General features: G+C 61.6%; 12 protein-coding genes. 6 read left to right on the forward strand and 6 right to left on the reverse strand.

Features of this window, described 5'->3' with window-relative positions; all coding sequences use genetic code 11:
* Positions 1-70: 70 nt before the first annotated feature.
* On the reverse strand, positions 71-1,828 hold the full coding sequence (locus tag KMZ68_RS04880; protein WP_215614749.1) for a caspase family protein: 1,758 nt from the start codon (positions 1,826-1,828) through the stop codon (positions 71-73).
* A gap of 414 nt (positions 1,829-2,242) precedes the next feature.
* Between KMZ68_RS04880 and KMZ68_RS04885 the strand changes: the two genes are divergently transcribed.
* From KMZ68_RS04885 to KMZ68_RS04895, 3 genes are read left to right on the forward strand one after another with little or no spacing between them, the layout of a single operon-like run.
* Positions 2,243-4,822, forward strand: a complete 2,580-nt coding sequence (locus tag KMZ68_RS04885; RefSeq protein ID WP_215616193.1) for a sensor histidine kinase — start codon at positions 2,243-2,245, stop codon at positions 4,820-4,822.
* The gene (locus tag KMZ68_RS04890) at positions 4,819-5,208 is read left to right on the forward strand and encodes a response regulator (RefSeq protein WP_215614750.1); all 390 of its coding nucleotides are present in this window, start codon (positions 4,819-4,821) and stop codon (positions 5,206-5,208) included. The genes KMZ68_RS04885 and KMZ68_RS04890 overlap by 4 nt, the downstream gene beginning before the upstream one ends.
* Complete coding sequence (locus KMZ68_RS04895) at positions 5,205-6,455, forward strand: adenylate/guanylate cyclase domain-containing protein (RefSeq protein WP_215614751.1); 1,251 nt, start codon at positions 5,205-5,207, stop codon at positions 6,453-6,455. Before KMZ68_RS04890 ends, KMZ68_RS04895 begins: the two co-directional genes overlap by 4 nt.
* 111 nt (positions 6,456-6,566) lie before the next feature.
* On the opposite strand, the gene KMZ68_RS04900 is transcribed toward KMZ68_RS04895, so the two are convergent.
* The 4 genes from KMZ68_RS04900 to KMZ68_RS04915 all read right to left on the reverse strand — a co-directional run bounded on the left by KMZ68_RS04900 (position 6,567) and on the right by KMZ68_RS04915 (position 10,458).
* Positions 6,567-7,550, reverse strand: a complete 984-nt coding sequence (locus KMZ68_RS04900) for an ABC transporter substrate-binding protein (RefSeq protein ID WP_215614752.1) — start codon at positions 7,548-7,550, stop codon at positions 6,567-6,569.
* Between the two features lie 252 nt (positions 7,551-7,802).
* Positions 7,803-8,687, reverse strand: coding sequence for an ABC transporter substrate-binding protein (locus KMZ68_RS04905; RefSeq protein ID WP_215614753.1), 885 nt, complete (start codon positions 8,685-8,687; stop codon positions 7,803-7,805).
* A 328-nt stretch (positions 8,688-9,015) separates the two neighbouring features.
* Positions 9,016-9,582: an MOSC domain-containing protein gene (locus KMZ68_RS04910; RefSeq protein ID WP_215614754.1), complete on the reverse strand. Its 567-nt coding sequence runs from the start codon at positions 9,580-9,582 to the stop codon at positions 9,016-9,018.
* A gap of 438 nt (positions 9,583-10,020) precedes the next feature.
* Positions 10,021-10,458: a GNAT family N-acetyltransferase gene (locus KMZ68_RS04915; RefSeq protein ID WP_215614755.1), complete on the reverse strand. Its 438-nt coding sequence runs from the start codon at positions 10,456-10,458 to the stop codon at positions 10,021-10,023.
* Positions 10,459-10,886: 428 nt separating this feature from the next.
* Between KMZ68_RS04915 and KMZ68_RS04920 the strand changes: the two genes are divergently transcribed.
* From KMZ68_RS04920 to KMZ68_RS04930, 3 genes are read left to right on the forward strand one after another with little or no spacing between them, the layout of a single operon-like run.
* Positions 10,887-12,218, forward strand: coding sequence for an aspartate aminotransferase family protein (locus KMZ68_RS04920; protein WP_249779522.1), 1,332 nt, complete (start codon positions 10,887-10,889; stop codon positions 12,216-12,218).
* 57 nt (positions 12,219-12,275) lie between these two features.
* On the forward strand, positions 12,276-13,940 hold the full coding sequence (locus tag KMZ68_RS04925; RefSeq protein WP_215614756.1) for a hydantoinase B/oxoprolinase family protein: 1,665 nt from the start codon (positions 12,276-12,278) through the stop codon (positions 13,938-13,940).
* A gap of 2 nt (positions 13,941-13,942) precedes the next feature.
* Positions 13,943-15,985, forward strand: coding sequence for a hydantoinase/oxoprolinase family protein (locus tag KMZ68_RS04930; RefSeq protein WP_215614757.1), 2,043 nt, complete (start codon positions 13,943-13,945; stop codon positions 15,983-15,985).
* A 252-nt stretch (positions 15,986-16,237) separates the two neighbouring features.
* Here KMZ68_RS04930 and KMZ68_RS04935 read toward each other — a convergent pair whose 3' ends face one another.
* The gene (locus KMZ68_RS04935; RefSeq protein WP_215614758.1) at positions 16,238-17,452 is read right to left on the reverse strand and encodes a mandelate racemase/muconate lactonizing enzyme family protein; all 1,215 of its coding nucleotides are present in this window, start codon (positions 17,450-17,452) and stop codon (positions 16,238-16,240) included.
* Between the last annotated feature and the right edge of the window lie 147 nt (positions 17,453-17,599).

A 17,599-nucleotide genomic window follows, 5' to 3' on the forward strand; every position in this document is an offset into this window, starting at 1 on the left:
GCCACCGAAGCCAAGGTCCGGTCCGCAGCCCCAGTAGGCGTCTTCGGCTCGATAACGTCGCACCTCAAATCTAGATTGAGCCGTTTCGGGCGCAAGCTTCCCGCTGCGCAAAGCCCTTCACGAGTTTTCTACAGGCGCGATAGCGCTCTTCCATGGTTGATCCACCAGCGGTGCGCGGCGGTGTCGGAGCGGCGGGAGTTGCTTTTCCGGACGCTTCAGGTCTGCGAACAGTAGACCCCCGTACCTTGTTTGGTTCACACGTGTTGTCATCGCCCACTTTGAACCCAGCTTTGCAAACAACTGGGATCAACTGCCAAAGTGGGGTGAGTCTAAAGATGGCGCCTTTTGACTTTCGGTCGGGATCGGTAAACTGCATGGTCATTGCATTGGCTTCACTGAGCTTTACCTCTACCGGGTATTTCCCAGAATTGAATCGGAGCACGTTGTCAGAAATCTTTCCTGCAATAAATACATAGCCAGCAGGCTCGCCACTTGGCGTACGGGTACCTGGAGGCCCATAAACGTGATACCCTAGCGCCAGATCACCAGACACCTCGGTCAGAATCAGCATTCTTTGGCGATCCTTTCCGGAATCATCTTTAAGCACCCATATGCCGACGTACCGTCGGAAGGATGCTGGAACATCGACCTTCGTTTCTCCGATTGCGAAGGCTGGCATCTTTAGCTTCAGATATGTTCCCATCGCCGCTACGCGTTGCGCGTCTTCTGGCGCAAACAAGTTGCGGACGTTGCCTTCAGCGGAATTCGAAATCGGCTTGTTGGAATCTCGTTCTACTGAAAGCTTTGCAATTGTCTCCGTTGGCGCCGCGGCGGATGGTGCGATAGCAACTGGCGGGGCAATCGAGACGACTTGCTTTGTTTTCAAATTAGCTAGTCGTTGACGAACTTCGGCGGCGTGAGGGCTGTATGCAAATCGCTTCAGAAAGTCTTCATATAAACTCGCATCGCTTGAAGTCTTGATAGCCTTCCAGGCCCGCTCGTCTTCTGTCGTTACGGGCGCTTCGGACGGAGCCGGAGTCGATTGCGCCGGTGCAGTTGCGAGTGGCTTCAGATAGATAGCTTCCTTGGAAAGCGAGCCATAGACGAATGGTTGCTGCTCTCGCTTGGTCGCCGACATGACTTCATCGCGAACGTTCCGAAACAGGAACGATATTTCAAGGCCAGGGGTCTCGATGTTGCGAAGCAGCGCCGCAGTAAAAGGGCTGTTTCGTCCATCTCCATCGTTGGCCGTGGTGCCGTCACGGGCGGCATAAGCCACCAAAACGTTGTCTGTGGGCTCGGTCGGGGCCAAGCCGCGAGTCACAGCCCGCGTGCGCAGCGAACGCTGCATCTTGGCTGCGAATGGATTATTGCGGCAGGCATCGAGAATAACGAGCCCGAGCTGGCGCGCTTTCGACACTTGAAGGTTGATCGACCGAAGACTGACAGCCTCGCTTTCAACGTCGGTGTCGCTGCGGAGTTCGGCGTCAGTGGGTATCAGCCAGTTCTCCCCGCCTACTTCCATGCCGTGTCCGGCGTAGAACACGACCGCCATATCGGAGCCTTCCGTGTTACGGCCAAATTCGACGATGGCCCTCCTCATTTCAGCGGCGGTTCCGTTGCTGATTTGGGTTACTTTGAAATTCAGCCTTTCGAGAGCCTTGCTGATGTCGGCCGCGTCGCGCGTCGGGTTGGGAAGCGTCGGCACTTTGTGGTAAGTGCCGTTCCCTATTACAAGAGCGACTCGGTCAGCGGCCGATGCGGCCGCAGTGCCGACAAGGGTTGAAACCAACAAGGCTCCGGCAAAGAAGTAATTCAGCTGAGTCATAGGTCCCCCCGGACGGCCGGCTATTCAAAAACCATTGTGCCTCAAATAGGCAACGAAGATCATCAGTGGATTTTTTTCAGAGTAGAAGAGCTGATAATCTCAGACCTGCCCAACGTCTCCCTCATCAGCACGCATTGTCGGCGACTCTTGATCACGAATTACGGTTGGAAAACGTGATCAATGTCACATTATCGATCCCGAGCTGGAAGAGTCAAAACGTCGGCTGTCGTAGCACAGGGATTGTCCCTGGCGGCTTCGCGCATCAAACGACCAAACGCCTGCAAGAGTCCGCGGTCTGGTTGGCTCAAAGAGTAACAAGCAGCCGGGGATCGCCGAACTCGGCCCTTGTTAGGCCGAGGATTGTTGGCGCTTCCGCGGGAGACAAGCCCAGGCCTTCTTGCTATCTTGGCGAAGATGACCATTTCCCTGCATCCGGACAGTTCGGAAGGACGCACGCTGGCCGCTTCGGCCACGGCGGCCTCGCCGTCTACGCAGGCAGCCCAGGGGCCGAAAATCCGTGCCCGCCTGTTCGCAAAATATGTCGCGCTGTTCGTCGCCGTGGTGGGCGTGGCGCTGCTTTCCAACGGAATTTTTGAGGTTTTTTTCTATTACCGCGAGCACAAGGCGGCCCTGATCCGGATTCAGCACGAACAAGCCGAGGCCGCCGCCGCCAAAATCGGTCAGTTCATCAAGGAAATCGAAAGCCAGCTCGGCTGGACCACGCAGCTACCCTGGTCGGCGGGCTCGCCGCAGGATCGCCGGTTCGACGCGCTCCGGCTACTGCGCCAAGTGCCGGCCATCACCGAACTGTCGCAGGTCGATTCGACTGGGAAGGAGCGTTTGCGGGTGTCGCGTCTCGCCATGGATGTCGTGGACTCCGGCCTAGACCTCTCAAAGGATCCAAAATTCACCGAGGTGGTCGCCAACAAGGTCTATTACGGGCCGGTCTATTTTCGCCGGGAGTCCGAGCCTTATATGACGCTGTCGCTGGCCGGTAACCGCAAGGACGCCGGCGTCAGCATCGCCGAGGTCAATCTGAAGCTCATCTGGGACGTGGTTTCGCAGATCAAGGTCGGCGAGCGAGGCCACGCTTATGTCGTGGGTTCGGGAGGGCGTCTGATCGCACATCCCGATATCAGCTTGGTGCTGCGCAACACCGACATGTCGAAGCTAGTGCAGGTCCAAGCTGCCCGCGCCGGCCGTGCGAACGACGCCGATGCGCTGCAGGGCTCGCCGAATATCCAGGGCCAGGAGGTGCTGACAGCATCTGCGCCAATTTTGCCGCTGGGTTGGACCATGTTCGTCGAGTTGCCGGTGCAGGAAGCCTATGCATCGCTTTATCTGGCGTTGCAGCGGTTGGCGATCGTGCTCGCGGGCGCATTGATCTTCGCCATGCTGGCCGGGGTCTTTCTGGCCCGCCGCATGGTCGGCCCGATCAGAGCGCTGAGCGCGGGTGCGGAGCGGATCGGCGGTGGGGATTTCGCCCAGCGCATCTCGATCAGGACCGGCGACGAACTCGAGGGCCTTGCCAATCAATTCAACGACATGGGTGCGCGGCTTCAGGAGTCCTATGCGGACCTCGAGAACAGGGTCGAACAGCGGACGTCCGAGCTAAGCGAATCGCTAGAGCGGCAAACCGCGACGGCCGATATTCTCAAGGTCATCGCCAGTTCGCCTGACGACGTGCAGCCGGTGTTCCAGGCGATCGCGGAGCGGTCGAACCAGCTGGTGCAAGGGTTATCGACGACGGTACTCAGCATCGTTGATGACGACGTCCATTTATCTGCCTTCACCCCTACCAATCCTGAAGCTGACGCCGCGCTGATGGCGTATTTTCCCAGACCGCTTTCCAATCTGCCGTTCGGACCAGCCGTCCGTCGCGGTGAAACCGTCCGCATTCCGGACACGGAACTCGAGCCTTCGCTGCGCGATCTGGCCAGCCTGCGCGGCTATCGCAGCATGCTGTTCATTCCCTTGCTCCACGACGGATCACCGATCGGCATGATTGGACAAACCAGAGTTGAAGCCGGTTCGTTCAACGAAAATCACATCCAGCTACTGAAGACGTTCGCAGACCAGGCGGTGATTGCGATTTCCAACGTCCGGCTTTTTCAACAGGTGCAGGCGCGCACGAGAGAGCTTTCCGCTTCGCTCGACGAACTACGCACCGCGCAGAACCGCCTTGTTCAGACCGAGAAGCTGGCGTCGCTCGGCCAGCTCACCGCCGGCATCGCCCATGAAATCAAGAATCCGCTCAATTTCGTCAACAATTTCGCGGCGTTATCGGGAGAATTGATCGACGAGCTGAACGACGTTTTGAAACCGGCGGCGCTCGACGGCAAGACCCGCGAGGAACTCGACGAGCTCACCCACATGCTGAAGGGCAACCTCGAAAAGGTCGTGCAGCACGGCAAGCGGGCGGATTCCATCGTCAAGAACATGCTGCTGCATTCGCGAGAGGGTTCAGGCGAGCATCGCCCCGCCGACATCAACGCGATCGTCGAGGAAAGCCTAAATCTGGCCTACCACGGTGCGCGCGCCGAAAAGGCCGGCTTCAACATCACGCTGAATCGCGACTTCGATCCCGCGGCGGGCCAGATCGACCTGTATCCGCAGGAGATTACCCGGGTCTTCCTCAATCTGATCTCGAACGGTTTCTATGCCGCCACCAAGCGCAAGGAGAGCGGCGAGGAGGGCTTTGAGCCGGTCTTGAGCGCGACCACTAAGAGCCTGGGGAACAAGGTGGAAATCCGGATTCGCGATAACGGCACCGGTATCCCGCCCGAAGTGAAGGAGAAGATGTTCAACCCCTTCTTCACGACCAAGCCGGTGGGCGAAGGTACCGGCCTCGGCCTGTCGATGAGCCACGACATCATCGTGAAGCAGCACGGTGGCACCATCGATGTCGCCAGCCAGCCCGCCCAGTTCACCGAATTCGTCATTACGCTGCCCCGAAGCGGGGCGGCACAGCCGATAATTGGAGGCGAGAATTGAGCGTTTACATACTCGTCGTGGATGACGAGCCCGATGTCGAAGCACTGTTTCGCCAGCAGTTCCGCCGCGATCTGAAATCGGGACGCTTCACGATGGAATTCGCCTCGTCGGCGCAGGCTGCGTTGCTGCGCGCGGCCGAGATCAGGGACCCGTCGCTGATCCTGATCCTGTCCGATATCAACATGCCCGGCATGAGCGGGCTCGAAATGCTGCCGAAGGTGCGCGCCGAGCGGCCAGAAGTGCCTGTCATCATGATCACCGCCTATGGCGACGCCGAAACCCGCCGCAAGGCGATCGAGAGCGGCGCCGTCGGACTGCTAACCAAGCCGATCGACTTTGCGCTGCTGCGACACGAGATCGACGCCAGGCTAGGGCAAGCAGCATGACCGCGACAATCCTCGTCGTCGATGACGAACCCGATCTAGAGGCTCTGGTGCTGCAGAAATTTCGGCGGCAGATTCGCGACGGCGCGGTGGCGTTCATGTTCGCCCACGACGGCATCGAGGCGCTCGCCTCAATCGAGCAGCATCCGCATGTCGACCTCGTGGTATCCGACATCAACATGCCCCGGATGGACGGGCTGTCACTGCTGGCCAAGTTGCAGGAAGCCGAGGATAAGAAATCGACCATCATCGTTTCGGCTTACGGGGACATGAGCAACATCCGCACCGCCATGAACCGCGGCGCTTTCGACTTCCTGACCAAGCCAATCGATTTCGGCGATCTCGAAATGACGATCAACAAGACCATCCGTCACGTCGAGACCATGCGCGAGACCCGCCGCCGCCAGGCCGAGGCTGAGCGTGCGCATGCTTCGCTGTCGCGGTATTTTTCGCCGCAGATCGCCAGCCGTCTCGCGGCCATCGGCGACAGCGATGGCATGGAGGTGCACTGGCGCGAGATCGCGACCATCTTCACTGACATCACCGGCTTCACATCGCTGGTCGAGACCGCTGCACCCGACGTGCTGGGCGCGCTGCTCAACGAGTATGTCGGCGGCATGACCGATGTCGTGTTCGCGCATGAGGGCACGGTCGCCAAGATCATCGGCGATGCGATCCAGGTGCTGTTCAATGCGCCCGGCGAGCAGCCGGACTATTCTAGGCGCGCCATTGCCTGCGCTCATGACCTCGACATCTGGGCCGAGGCATTCCGCGAACGCTGGAAAGAGAAGGGTATCAATTTTGGCATCACGCGGATCGGCGTTCATGCCGGGCCGGCGCTGGTCGGCAATTTCGGCGGCAGCAAGTTCTTCGACTACACCGCCTATGGCGACACCATCAACACAGCAGCCCGGCTCGAGGCCGCCAACAAGCATCTCGGGACCCGCATCTGCGTCAGCGCCGCGGCAGCCGACGGCTCCGGAGATTTTCAGGGACGGCCAGTCGGCGATATCATGCTGCGCGGTCGTAGCGAGCCCCTTCGAGCATTTGAACCCCTACGTGACTCGCTGTTCAAAGCACCTTTTACCGCGCAATACGCTGATGCTTTCGCTAAGCTTGAGGCCGTCGATGCCGCAGCGATGCCGGCTTTTGCGGCCCTTGTTGGCCGGCATGCCGACGATGCGTTGGCCGGGTTCCACCTCAAGCGGTTGCTCAACGGCGCAAAGGGCGTCCGGATCCAACTTGATTAGCAAACCTGGGTTCGCACTTCCACCAATCGAGATACTATCGGCCTACACATCGCGCGCCTGGACGGGCTCTTCCGAGAAGTGGCCGCGTTCTCCCTATTAACTCTCCCCGCTTCATTCGATCACCTCGTCGGCGCGGGCCAGAAGCGTTGACGTAACGCTGAGGCCGAGCGCCTTGGCGGTCCTCAAGTTGATGACCAAATCGTACTTAGTCGGCGCTTGCACGGGGAGGTCAGCGGCCTTCTCGCCCTTAAGGATGCGACTGACATAACTCGCGGCACGGGGCATTGGACTGAGCAGATCGGGCCCGTAGGCGACAAGACCGCCGGCAGCCACGAAGTGCCTATACGCAAATACTGACGGCAGCCGATGTCGAGCCGCGACAGAAATGATCTTCTCACGATGCACGCTCGCCAATGGCGATGCCGTTACGAGCAATCCGTCATTTGGGCCCGGGGCGAATGCTAAAATGCCGCGGTCGATCTCGTCTGCATCGCGAAGGCCTAACGGCTGCAGCTCGACCCCTAGCGACGATGCCGCCGCCTGAATTGCGCCGAACTGACCGGAACCTGCGGCGACACCAACATCACGAAGAACGGCAACACGCCTAATTGTCGGAGCAATCTCCTTGAGCAATTCCAGCCACTTTCCGGCGATGGAGTATTCGAACAGGGTGAACCCCGTCAGATTCCCACCAGGGCGCGCGAGGCTGTCGACGAAACCTGCACCCACGGGATCGGTAACGAGCACAAACACAATTGGAATCGTCGCGGATGCCTGCCGCATCGCAGCCGTAGCCCCGCTCGCGGAGGTCAGAATAATATCAGGTTCCAGTGCCAGCAATTCAGCCACAGCCTTACGGATGTTTTCAGGAGAATTGGCTCCCCATCGGATATCCATCTGCACATCGCGACCTTCGCGCCAACCCTGATCGACAAGTCCTTGAACAAAGGCCGCTACACGCTGCCGGCTAGCATCATTTTCCGGCAGGTCCATAAGTATAGCAATGCGTCGCATCCGTCCGGCCGGCTGCGCTCGCGCTACCACTGGCCACGCCGCTGTCCCGCCGATAAGCCCGATGAACTCGCGTCGCTTCATGGTCGTCCCCAAGCTCAAGAGGCAGCATAGTATCTTAGAGCTAAGATCGAAATCAAACCATTGCGGTAGGGCACGGCCAATGTCAGTTGGGTCAAAAGCTGCCGTGACGGCCTCGAACTGCGCTTCCATAATGCACGTAGAGGTGGACGCGACCGGGACGCGTCTGGGCCAAGTCTGCTGATCCCTCAACATCGGACATGGGAGGACTGCACCTGCATGTTCGAAAAGTGCCAAAGGAGGAAGTTACAAGCCTTACTCGATCACTTCGTCGGCACGCGCAAGCAGCGCCGGCGGTACAGCTAGCCCGAGTGATTTGGCAGTCCTTAAATTGATGGCCAGTTCGTACTTCGTCGGCGCTTGCACCGGCAGGTCGGCTGGCTTCGCACCCTTCAGAATACGATCGACGTAGCCAGCAGCACGCCGGTAAATATCGAACTGATCGGGCCCATAGCAGACCAGCCCTCCGGCGGTGACGTTGGTGCGATACGGATAAATCGCCGGCAGCCGGTGGCGTTGCGCGAGCGATATGAACAGATCGCGATGAATGTTAGCGGCCGCAATGGCCGTGACGATCAAGCCTTCATCCGAGCCGCGCGCAAACGCTGCCAGCGCCCGCTCTACTTCTCCGGCATTGCGCACATCGAAGGGGCTGACCTCGACCCCCATTGCCGGCGCTGCGGAACGGATCGCTTCTAACTGTCCAATCGCGCCTACCGCATTATAGTCGACGGTGACCGCGACCCGCGTCAGACCCGGCGTAATCTCCTTCAGCAGTTCAAGATACTTTACCGCCGTCGTGAATTCGAATGGGGTGAACCCCGTTGCATTGCCGCTGGGCCGGGCCATGCTATCTGTGACACCGGCCCCCACCGGATCGGCAACTAGCACGAACACTATCGGTAATGTGCGCGTTGCCCGTTGCACCGACACGGTAGGCAGGCTGCTCGTGACCATGATTACGTCTGGCGTAAGCGCGACTAGTTCCGCGGCATCGCTACGCGTGCGTTCAGCATCGCCCACAGCCCAGCGATACTCGATCCGCACATTGCCACCGTCGATCCAACCCAGTTGCTGCAGACCTTCCACGAAGGCTCCAATGCGTGCGCGCGCAACCGGGTCGTCGGCGGCGAGCGGCATGAGTACACCGATGCGTCGCGTCCGCTGAGGCTGCTGCTGCGCCCTGGCTGCTGCCGGACGCAAGACAACGGTACCTCCGATCAATCCAATGAACTCGCGTCGCCGCATGCCCGTACCCCAGAACGAAAGCGCCACTGTAACCGCGTGGACTTGGCACATGGAAGGGGGAACTGGGCGATTGTGACACCCCCGACTTCCGAAATGGGTCAAAAGCTGCCGAAACGGGCAGTCCACCTCAGGTCTGCTTTCCCCCCGATAGCGACCGCAGAGCGGACATGCGAGGAGGTCCGTTCAGTGCTGCCAACTGCAGACATGGGCCGCAGAGAGCCTATTCTACGGAATTCAGTAGGACACGGTCGCCAATTCGTACCGTTCCGGGCGCGGCCACCACAGCGTACACCCCGGCGCAAGGCAATTGGCCAAAGCCGCCCACTTGTACTCTATTGTGCTCGACCACCGTGCGCAGAATGTCCGTATCCTTGGGTAGACCGTCCTGCGCAACCGTTATCATCACACACCTGGGATCGGGCACCGCCACGTTTATCCGGGCCCCCTCACCAAGCCCGAGCGCGCGACCAATCCAACCGTTCTCAACGAACCCAGTTCGCTCGGTTTTGACAATCACGTTCATACGGAATCTACGTTGGTCGAAGCGGCTTTGAGGTCGCACCTCGTCCAACCGCGCGAGCGTGGACGACGTCATCACCGAGAGGGGAAACACATCGAAGAACGAACTGATCCGAACCGGTGACTCCACTCCTAGCTCGGCAAAGAAGGCGGCTCCGAGCTTCTGAGCAACAACCGCGTCTCTGTCGGGGTGGTAACTGTCGATAGTGAAGTCATCTGGCGCTGCCTGCCCCAGAGTAACGTTGCGCTTGAAAAACGTTGACAGCACTCTGTCAACGTCACCTGAACCACTCCTCACGATTGTGCCGTCCGGCAATAGAATTTGCACTGGGGGAAAATCGCCGTCTGTGCGTGGTGGCTAGGCGACAGGGAAATCCATCGAACTACTTTATTTTTGGGAGATCGACGCGAACACGATCGCGGTCGACAAGCGCTTCGATGATTGGTGGGACGCGAACGTTGACTTCAATCCGCTGCGTGGGAAAAAGGTTTAGGGTGTTGGGCGGCTCGCCGAAGGCGTAACCCACCGCCGTGCGAGCGACGCTCGCCGATTGGCGGACTTTTCATGTGGTGCAAGCGCCTCGAACTAATCTCAATATTGATATGATAATCAGGATGTTGCGGATATTTTGCCCGCATGTGCGACCGCTACTTGGTGCGATACGTGGATGCTCCAATTGCTGCACAACATCGGCGTTGCGCTATCTCATGCGCGACACTGTCGAAGACCTGGGTTCTGCCGATCGATCGCGATGCGTTTTTCAAGCTCCAATGGGGACTCTTTGCGCTGCGAATAACCCTGTCGCCTGTACCACGCGACGAGGCGCTCCACCGGAAAATGAGGCTCAAGTGGCGAAGGATAGAGCGTGATGCACGGATATTCTAGATGACTGGCGAAACGTTCGACCTCCGTGAGCACCAGCGCGCCTAGCCCTCGTCCCCTGAAAGACGCGAGGATAAAGAGTTCGTACAGGACGAGGAAGTCCGCCTCCGGAATTACGTCCACCGCGACAAAGCCGATCTCGATGCCCTCGTGTCTGGCAACGTAATGCTTTGTAAACCTCGCCTTGGGACTGCACTCCATGCGCTGACGAATATCCGGGTGGCCCGGCGTCACGTTGCCCGCTTCCGCCAGTTCGACCATCAGACCTTCCATTCATCTTCCCAAAGGCCCAGGTGCATCGGCGCCGCAAGTCTTTCGGCGGGATGTCTTTGGAGCGGCGCTTTCCTTCGCTGTGCATTCCCAGCGAAAGATAAATCAGGCCCGCGCGTGCCAGCCGGAAGACCCGCAGTGCCTTGTCATTGCCGTCGTCGCGATCAAGATCCAAGGCGGAATCGATTAGTTGAGCTAAGAATTGCAGCGCCTTATGGTCGGGACAACCCGACAGCGAATCGTCCGCAATTGTAAAGTAATGCAGCGCCACATACAGCCTTCAATAGAGTCTGATTGTGCCGAGTCGAAACGGCCGATTCGCTTTATGCATGATCCGCGCCGCCCGGCGTGCTTCTGCTCAAAAAGATAGCAGGCTCGCTCTGTGGAGTGATAATGCACAGGGGCTTATAAGCCCCGCCATGGATGAAGCCGAGATGTATCCGGATATTAAGTCAAACTCCCACCACCTCTACTCCCGCGCCCTGGCCAGCCTGCCCGGCGGCAATACGCGCACCACCGTGTTCATGAAGCCCTATCCGATCTATGCCGCGCGCGGCGAGGGCTGCCGGGTGATCGATGTCGACGGCAACGGCTATATCGACTGCATCAACAATTTCACCTCGCTGATCCACGGCCATGCGCACCCCGTGCTGGTGGCGGCGGCGACCAAACAGCTGGCGCTGGGATCGGCGTTCGGGCTGCCGACGGCCTCCGAGATCGATCTCGCCGAATTGCTGGTGGCGCGATTGCCCGGCGTCGAGCGGGTGCGCTTCACCAATTCCGGCACCGAGGCCGTGATGATGGCGCTGAAGGCCGCGCGCGCCTTCACCGGCCGGCCGAAAATCGCCAAATGCGAGGGCGCCTATCACGGTTCCTACGACTACGCCGAAGTCAGCCTCGATCCCACGCCGGAGGCCTGGGGCCGCAACGCGCCGGTTTCGGTGGCGTATGCGAAGGGCACGCCGGACAATGTGCTGGCCGATGTCATCACCATTCCCTTCAACGATGCCGAGGCAGCGGTTAGCCTGATCCGCGAGCACGGCGCGGAACTGGCCTGCGTGCTCGTCGATCCCATGCCGAACCGCGCCGGGCTCGCGCCCGCAGACAAGGCCTATCTCGCGGCGCTGCGCGCGGTCACGCGCGAAGTCGGCGCGCTGTTGATCTTCGACGAGGTCATCACCTTCCGCTTAGGCTATCGCGGCGCGCAGGGGCTGTGGGAGATCGATCCTGATCTCACCACGCTCGGCAAGATCATGGGCGGCGGTTTTCCGGTCGGCGCGGTCGGGGGAAAGCGGGAATTCATGGCGGTGTTCGATCCCACTTCGAGCAAGCCGGCGCTGCCCCATGGCGGGACGTTTTCGGCCAATCCGGTGACGATGCGCGCAGGGCTGGCGGCGATGGAATTGCTCGATGAAGCCGCCTTCGTGCGGCTCGATGCGATCGGGGAGGCGGTGCGCACGGGCATCGACGCGGCCTTTCGTCGCCACGGCGTGCCCGGCCGCACCGTCGGGCTCGGCTCGCTGTTGAAAATCCATTTCGCCGATCGCCCGATCCGCGATTACCGCTCGGCCTATCTCACTGAGGTGGAAGCGCAGCGGCAGGCGATCTTCAATCGCGGTCTGCTCAATCGCGGCGTGCTGGCGGCGGGCTATGGATTGATGGCATTGTCGACGCCGATGACCGATCAGGACATCGACACCATCGTCACCGCGGCCTCGGAAGCGCTCGCCGAGGTGGCGGCTTCGGCCTGACCGGCGTCACTTGATCAATCCGCCATTTTTTGCCAGCAACAGCCCCAGCAACAACCCATGTCCAGCAAGATCGACCCCATCACGCGATCCGTCGTCCAGCACCGCCTGAGCTCGATCGTGAAGGAAATGGGCGAAGCCATGCTTCGCACCTCCTATTCGCAAATCCTCAATTCCAGCCGCGATTTTTCGCTGGCGATCTGCGACACCAGCGGCCGCCTGATCGCGCAGGCCGACCACATCCCGGTGCATGTCGGCGCGCTGCCCTGGGCGACGCTCGCGGTCGAGCAGCGCTTCAAGGACGTCGAGCCGGGCGACGTCATCCTGCTCAACGATCCCTATCACGGCGGCAGCCATCTGCCTGATCTCACCGCCTTCGTGCCGATCTTCGACGGCGAGCGGCGCCTGCTCTGGACCATCGTCCGCGCCCACCAGAGCGACATCGGCGGCGCCACCCATGGCGGCTACAATCCCGCCGCCACCGAGATCTATCAGGAAGGACTGCGCGTCCCGCCCATAAAACTGTACGAGGCCGGAAAGCTGCGCGACGACCTGCTCGACCTCTTGGCGCTCAACATCCGCAACCCCCGCGAATTCCGCGGCGACCTCGCGGCGATGGTCGGCGCGGCGCATCTCGGCGAACGCAGGCTGTCGCGGCTGTTTGCCGAGTTTGGCGCCCCCGTCGTGGAAGCCGCGGTGGAAACCATTCTGGACGCCGCCGAGGCGCAGACCCGCGCCGTGATCTCGACCTGGAAGGACGGCGTGTTCCACGGCGAGGCCTTTCTCGACGACGACGGCCATGGCCGCAGCGACATCCGGATCGCCGCCAAGGTCACCAAACAGGGCAGCGACATCGAAATCGATCTTTCCGACTCCGATCCGCAGACGACCAGTTTCGTCAATTCCTCGCATGCCAACATGCAGGCGGCGGTGGTGATGGCCTTTGCCTATCTGATCGACGCCGATATCCCGAAGAATGCCGGCGCGCTGCGGCCGTTGAAGGTGATCGCCAAACAAGGCACCATCGTCTGGGCCGATCCGGGCCGGCCGGTGACGCTGTGCACCAGCCATCCCTCCAACGAGATCGTCGAGGCCATCGTCAAGGCGATGTCGGCGTCCTGTCCGGACCGCGCCATGGCCGGCTGGAGCCGCCGCTTCCGGATCGCGATCCAGGGCGAGGATCCGCGCTCGGGGCGCAATTTCATCTGGCACATGTTTCAGGCCCGCCCCGGCGGCGGCGCTTCCTCCGGCGGCGACGGCTGGTCGTCGATCGGCGAATGGCACACCGTGGGCGGCATCAAGTTCGGCAGCATCGAAGTCGCCGAGGTGCGGTTTCCACTCTACTTCCGCCATCACGAGTTCCGCGAAAACTCCGGCGGCGACGGCCAATTTCGCGGCGGCCTCGGCGTCGCGCTCGATCTGGTGCTGGAAACCGCAAAGCCGGCGCGCGCCAACACCGCCGGCGACGGCGTGCGCTACGGCCCGTGCGGGATGCTCGGCGGCAAGGAAGGCGTTCCCCACGATTACCGGCTGATCTCCGAAGGCCGCACCCCGCGCGTGCTGCGCACCAAGGAAGTCGGTATCGAGATTCGTCCCGGCGATTGCCTCGAAATTCGTTCCTCCGGCGGCGGAGGCTGGGGACCGCCGGAACAGCGATCGCCCGATGCCCGTGCGCGCGACCGCGAACAGGGACTTGTGGCCGCCGACGCGAAGCAGGGCGCCTGACCATGTTCACCATCGGAATCGACGTCGGCGGCACCTACACGGATCTGGTCGCCATCGACGAGAACGGCAAAACCATTTTCGCGAAATCGCCGTCGACGCCGGCGGACCAGTCGGTCGGCGTCATGGCGGGGCTGGAAGAACTGGCGCGGCGATTGAAACTGACGCGCGCGGCAATGTTGGGGCAAACCGACCGGATCGTGCACGGCACCACGGTTGCGACCAACGCGCTTCTCGAGCGCAAGGGCGCCAGGGTGGCGCTGCTGACGACCGAGGGCCATCGCGACGTGATCGAGATGCGCGAGGGTCTCAAGGGCGACCGCTACGACCTGCGTTCGCCGCCGCCGCAGCCGCTGGTGCCGCGCGAACGGCGGTTCGGCGTGAAGGAGCGGCTCAAGGCCAATGGCGAGGTCGCGATACCCCTCGACGACAGCTCGCTCGATCAGGCCATCGCCGCCATCCGCCGCTCCGGCGCTACTTCGGTCGCGGTCTGCTTCCTGCATTCCTATCTCAACCCGGTGCACGAACTCGCCGCCGTCGAACGGCTGGCGCGCGAACTGCCCGAGATCAGCATTTCCCGCTCCAGCGACGTGCTGCCGCAGATCAAGGAATATGAGCGCGTCTCGACCACGATCGTGAACGCTTATGTCCGGCCGCTGGTGCGGCACTATCTGGCCAATCTGGAGCAGCGCCTTCACGAAGCCGGCTTCGAGGGCTCGCTCTTCATCATCCTGTCGCATGGCGGCATGGCGCCGGTGGAGGAAGCCTCGCGGCTGGCCGCGGGCACGGTGCTGTCGGGTCCCGCCGGCGGCATTTCCGGCGCAAGGCGCTGCGCCGGACTGCTCGGCATCCCCGATCTGGTGCCGTTCGACATGGGCGGCACTTCAACCGATATCTCGCTGGTTTCGGAAGGCAGTGCCTCGCTGTCGGCCGACGGATCGCTCGCCGGCGAACGCATTGCGCTACGCAGCCTCGACATCGCCAGCATCGCCGCCGGCGGCGGATCGATCGCGTCGGTCGATGCCGGCGGCACCTTGCGCGTCGGCCCGGAAAGCGCGGGCTCGGTGCCGGGACCGGCCTGCTACGGCAATGGCGGCGAAGCTGCCACCGTCACCGACGCCAATGTCGTGCTCGGCTATCTCGATGCCGCGGCTTTCATGGGCGGCAAGCGTCCGCTGGACGCTGCGGCAGCGGAAGCTGCCGTCGACCGCGTCGCGGCGTCGCTGGGGCTGTCGCGGTATGAGGCCGCCGCCGGCATCTTCAGGATGATCAACCTGAAGATGGCCGACGGCATAAGGCTGATGACCCTGCGCCGCGGCGTCGATCCCCGAAAATTTGCGCTGTTGAGTTTCGGCGGCGCAGCCGGCCTGCATGCCGCCGAGGTCGCGCGCGAACTCGACATCAAGCGCATCATCGTGCCGGTGGCGGCCTCGGTGCTGTCGGCCTGGGGCATGCTGACCAGCGACCTGCGCTACGAAGTGAGCCGGACCCATTACGGCGCCGGCGCGCGCATTTCGGCAGACGAGGCGCGCAAGCTGTTTGGCGATCTGGAACGCGAGGCCACCGGCCGTCTGCGCGCCTGGTTCGGCGGCAAGATGACGACGGAACGTTCGGCGGAAATGCGCTACGGCGAGCAGATTTTCGAGATCGATGTTGCGCTCGACGGTCTCGACTGGAACGCGGCCTCGGTGGTCGACGGAATCGAGGATCGCTTCCATCGCCGCCACGAAGAACTCTACACCTACGCCTCGCGCGACCAGGAAGTGGTGTTCGTCAATGCGCGGGTGGCTGCGATCGGCGAAGTCTCGCAGCGCGACCAGGATGCCAAACCGGCACCGTCAGCCGCGCCTTGCGCGCCGCGAGCCACGCGGCAGGCCTGGTTCGGCAAATGGTGCGAGGTCCCGGTCTATGCGCTCGACGATCTGCGGCCGGGCCACGCGCTGGCGGGCCCCGCCATCGTCGAGGCCGAGACCACCACGGTCGTGGTCAATGAAGGTGACAGGGTCAGCGTGAATGCGCTGGGCTGGCTGGATATTGAGCTGCGTTGATACGACGGGACCACTTCCCCCTCTCCCGCTTGCGGGGGAGGGCAGGGGTGGGGGTGCCTCCGCGCATTCGGACTTGCGGATAGTCCCCCTCATCCGTGGCCTCATGGTTCGAGACGCGCCAACGGGTCCACGCGAAGCGCGGCCCGATGATAAACTCCGATGCGCTCCTCACCATGAGGTCTGAGACCTCATCCTGAGGAGCATCGCGAAGCGATGCGTCTCGAAGGATGAAGCCATGAAGCGAAAATTGCGCTACGTCTTCCTCCCGTAATTCAACAGCCCGCCCAGCCCCTTCGGTGGATGCGCGCGCAGCGCCTCCTCGTTCGGTTCGGTGCCCCAGCCGGGCCGGTCGGGGATCACCAGATAGCCGTCGACGATCTCGGGCCGATGCGTGAACAGCTCGTCGTCCCAGGCCAGCCGGTCGATGTCGATTTCCATGATCCGCAAATTCGGCACCGCCGCGCAGAAATGCGCGTTCATCATGCTGCAGAGGTGGCCGTAGAAATTATGCGGCGCGACGTTGACCTCGTGGGCTTCGGCGGAGGCTGCGATCTTCATCGACTGCCACACCCCGTTCCACGGCGTGTCGATGATCGCCACATCCATCGCCTGCTCGCGGAAATAGGGCAGGAATTCGCGCAGGCCGAGCAGCGTTTCGCAGGACGAGATCGGGTGCGGGCTCTGCCGCCTGATGTAGCCGAGCGCTTCCGCGTTGAAGCTGTCGATCTCGACCCAGAACATGTCGAGATCGGCGATCATGCGCAGGATCTTCAGGTAACCTTCGGTCTTGGCGTTGAAATTGAGGTCCAACAATATATCGACATCGGGCCCGGCGCCGTCGCGGATCGCTTCGAGATGCATGCGCAGGTCGCGCAACACCTTGCGGTCGACGTTGATCTCCGGCTCGAACGGCGAGCCGAAACCGGGCCGCCAGCCCTGCGGCTTGCCGTCGGCATAGGTGAAGATGTTGGTCTTCAGCGCGGTGAATTTCTTCTCCCGGACCTCGCGTCCGATCGCCTTGACGCCGTCGAGGCTGGTGATGGCGGGCGTATACCAGGTCGGATGATTGATGCGCCAGGTGGCGCAATGCGACCAGTAGACCCGGACGCGGTTACGGATCTTGCCGCCCAGCAGCTCGTAGCAGGGCACGCCCAGCAGCTTGCCCTTGGCGTCGAGCAGTGCGTTCTCGATCGCGCCCAGCGCCAGCGCCACCACGCCGCCGGTGGCCGGGCGGGTTGCCGCGGTAAGTTCTGCAAAGATCCTCTCATGGGCGAACACGTTCTGCCCGACCACGCGGCCCGACAGGCGCTGGATCGCGGCGCCGACGCCGGGGGCGCCGAAACCCTCGTCATACTCGCTCCAGCCGACCACGCCGTCCTCGGTCGACAGCTTGACGAAATGATAGTTCCGCCAGCCCGCGTCGCAGGCGAGGATTTCGACGCTGGTTACTTTCGATGTTTTCGTCATGGCGTTTCCTTATGTTTCTTGGTTCGGGACCGGATCGCGCCGTTCGCCGGTCCCTGTTTTCGTTTCTCACGGGGCCACAGAACTTGCCATCGAGGATGGTATCGCTATATCGGAATTTTCCGCAATCCACCGCACCGTACATCAAGC

The sequence above is a fragment of the Bradyrhizobium sediminis genome (genome assembly GCF_018736105.1).
Lineage (GTDB): Bacteria > Pseudomonadota > Alphaproteobacteria > Rhizobiales > Xanthobacteraceae > Bradyrhizobium.

Excerpts from the sequence above, each read along its gene's own strand:
- KMZ68_RS04900 (WP_215614752.1), bottom strand. The coding sequence starts at position 7,550 with ATGAAGCGACGCGAGTTCATCGGGCTTATCGGCGGGACAGCGGCGTGG.
- KMZ68_RS04915 (WP_215614755.1), bottom strand. The coding sequence starts at position 10,458 with ATGGTCGAACTGGCGGAAGCGGGCAACGTGACGCCGGGCCACCCGGAT.
- KMZ68_RS04930 (WP_215614757.1), top strand. The coding sequence starts at position 13,943 with ATGTTCACCATCGGAATCGACGTCGGCGGCACCTACACGGATCTGGTC.
- KMZ68_RS04885 (WP_215616193.1), top strand. The coding sequence starts at position 2,243 with ATGACCATTTCCCTGCATCCGGACAGTTCGGAAGGACGCACGCTGGCC.
- KMZ68_RS04880 (WP_215614749.1), bottom strand. The coding sequence starts at position 1,828 with ATGACTCAGCTGAATTACTTCTTTGCCGGAGCCTTGTTGGTTTCAACC.
- KMZ68_RS04935 (WP_215614758.1), bottom strand. The coding sequence starts at position 17,452 with ATGACGAAAACATCGAAAGTAACCAGCGTCGAAATCCTCGCCTGCGAC.
- KMZ68_RS04905 (WP_215614753.1), bottom strand. The coding sequence starts at position 8,687 with ATGCCGCTCGCCGCCGACGACCCGGTTGCGCGCGCACGCATTGGAGCC.
- KMZ68_RS04925 (WP_215614756.1), top strand. The coding sequence starts at position 12,276 with ATGTCCAGCAAGATCGACCCCATCACGCGATCCGTCGTCCAGCACCGC.
- KMZ68_RS04895 (WP_215614751.1), top strand. The coding sequence starts at position 5,205 with ATGACCGCGACAATCCTCGTCGTCGATGACGAACCCGATCTAGAGGCT.
- KMZ68_RS04920 (WP_249779522.1), top strand. The coding sequence starts at position 10,887 with ATGGATGAAGCCGAGATGTATCCGGATATTAAGTCAAACTCCCACCAC.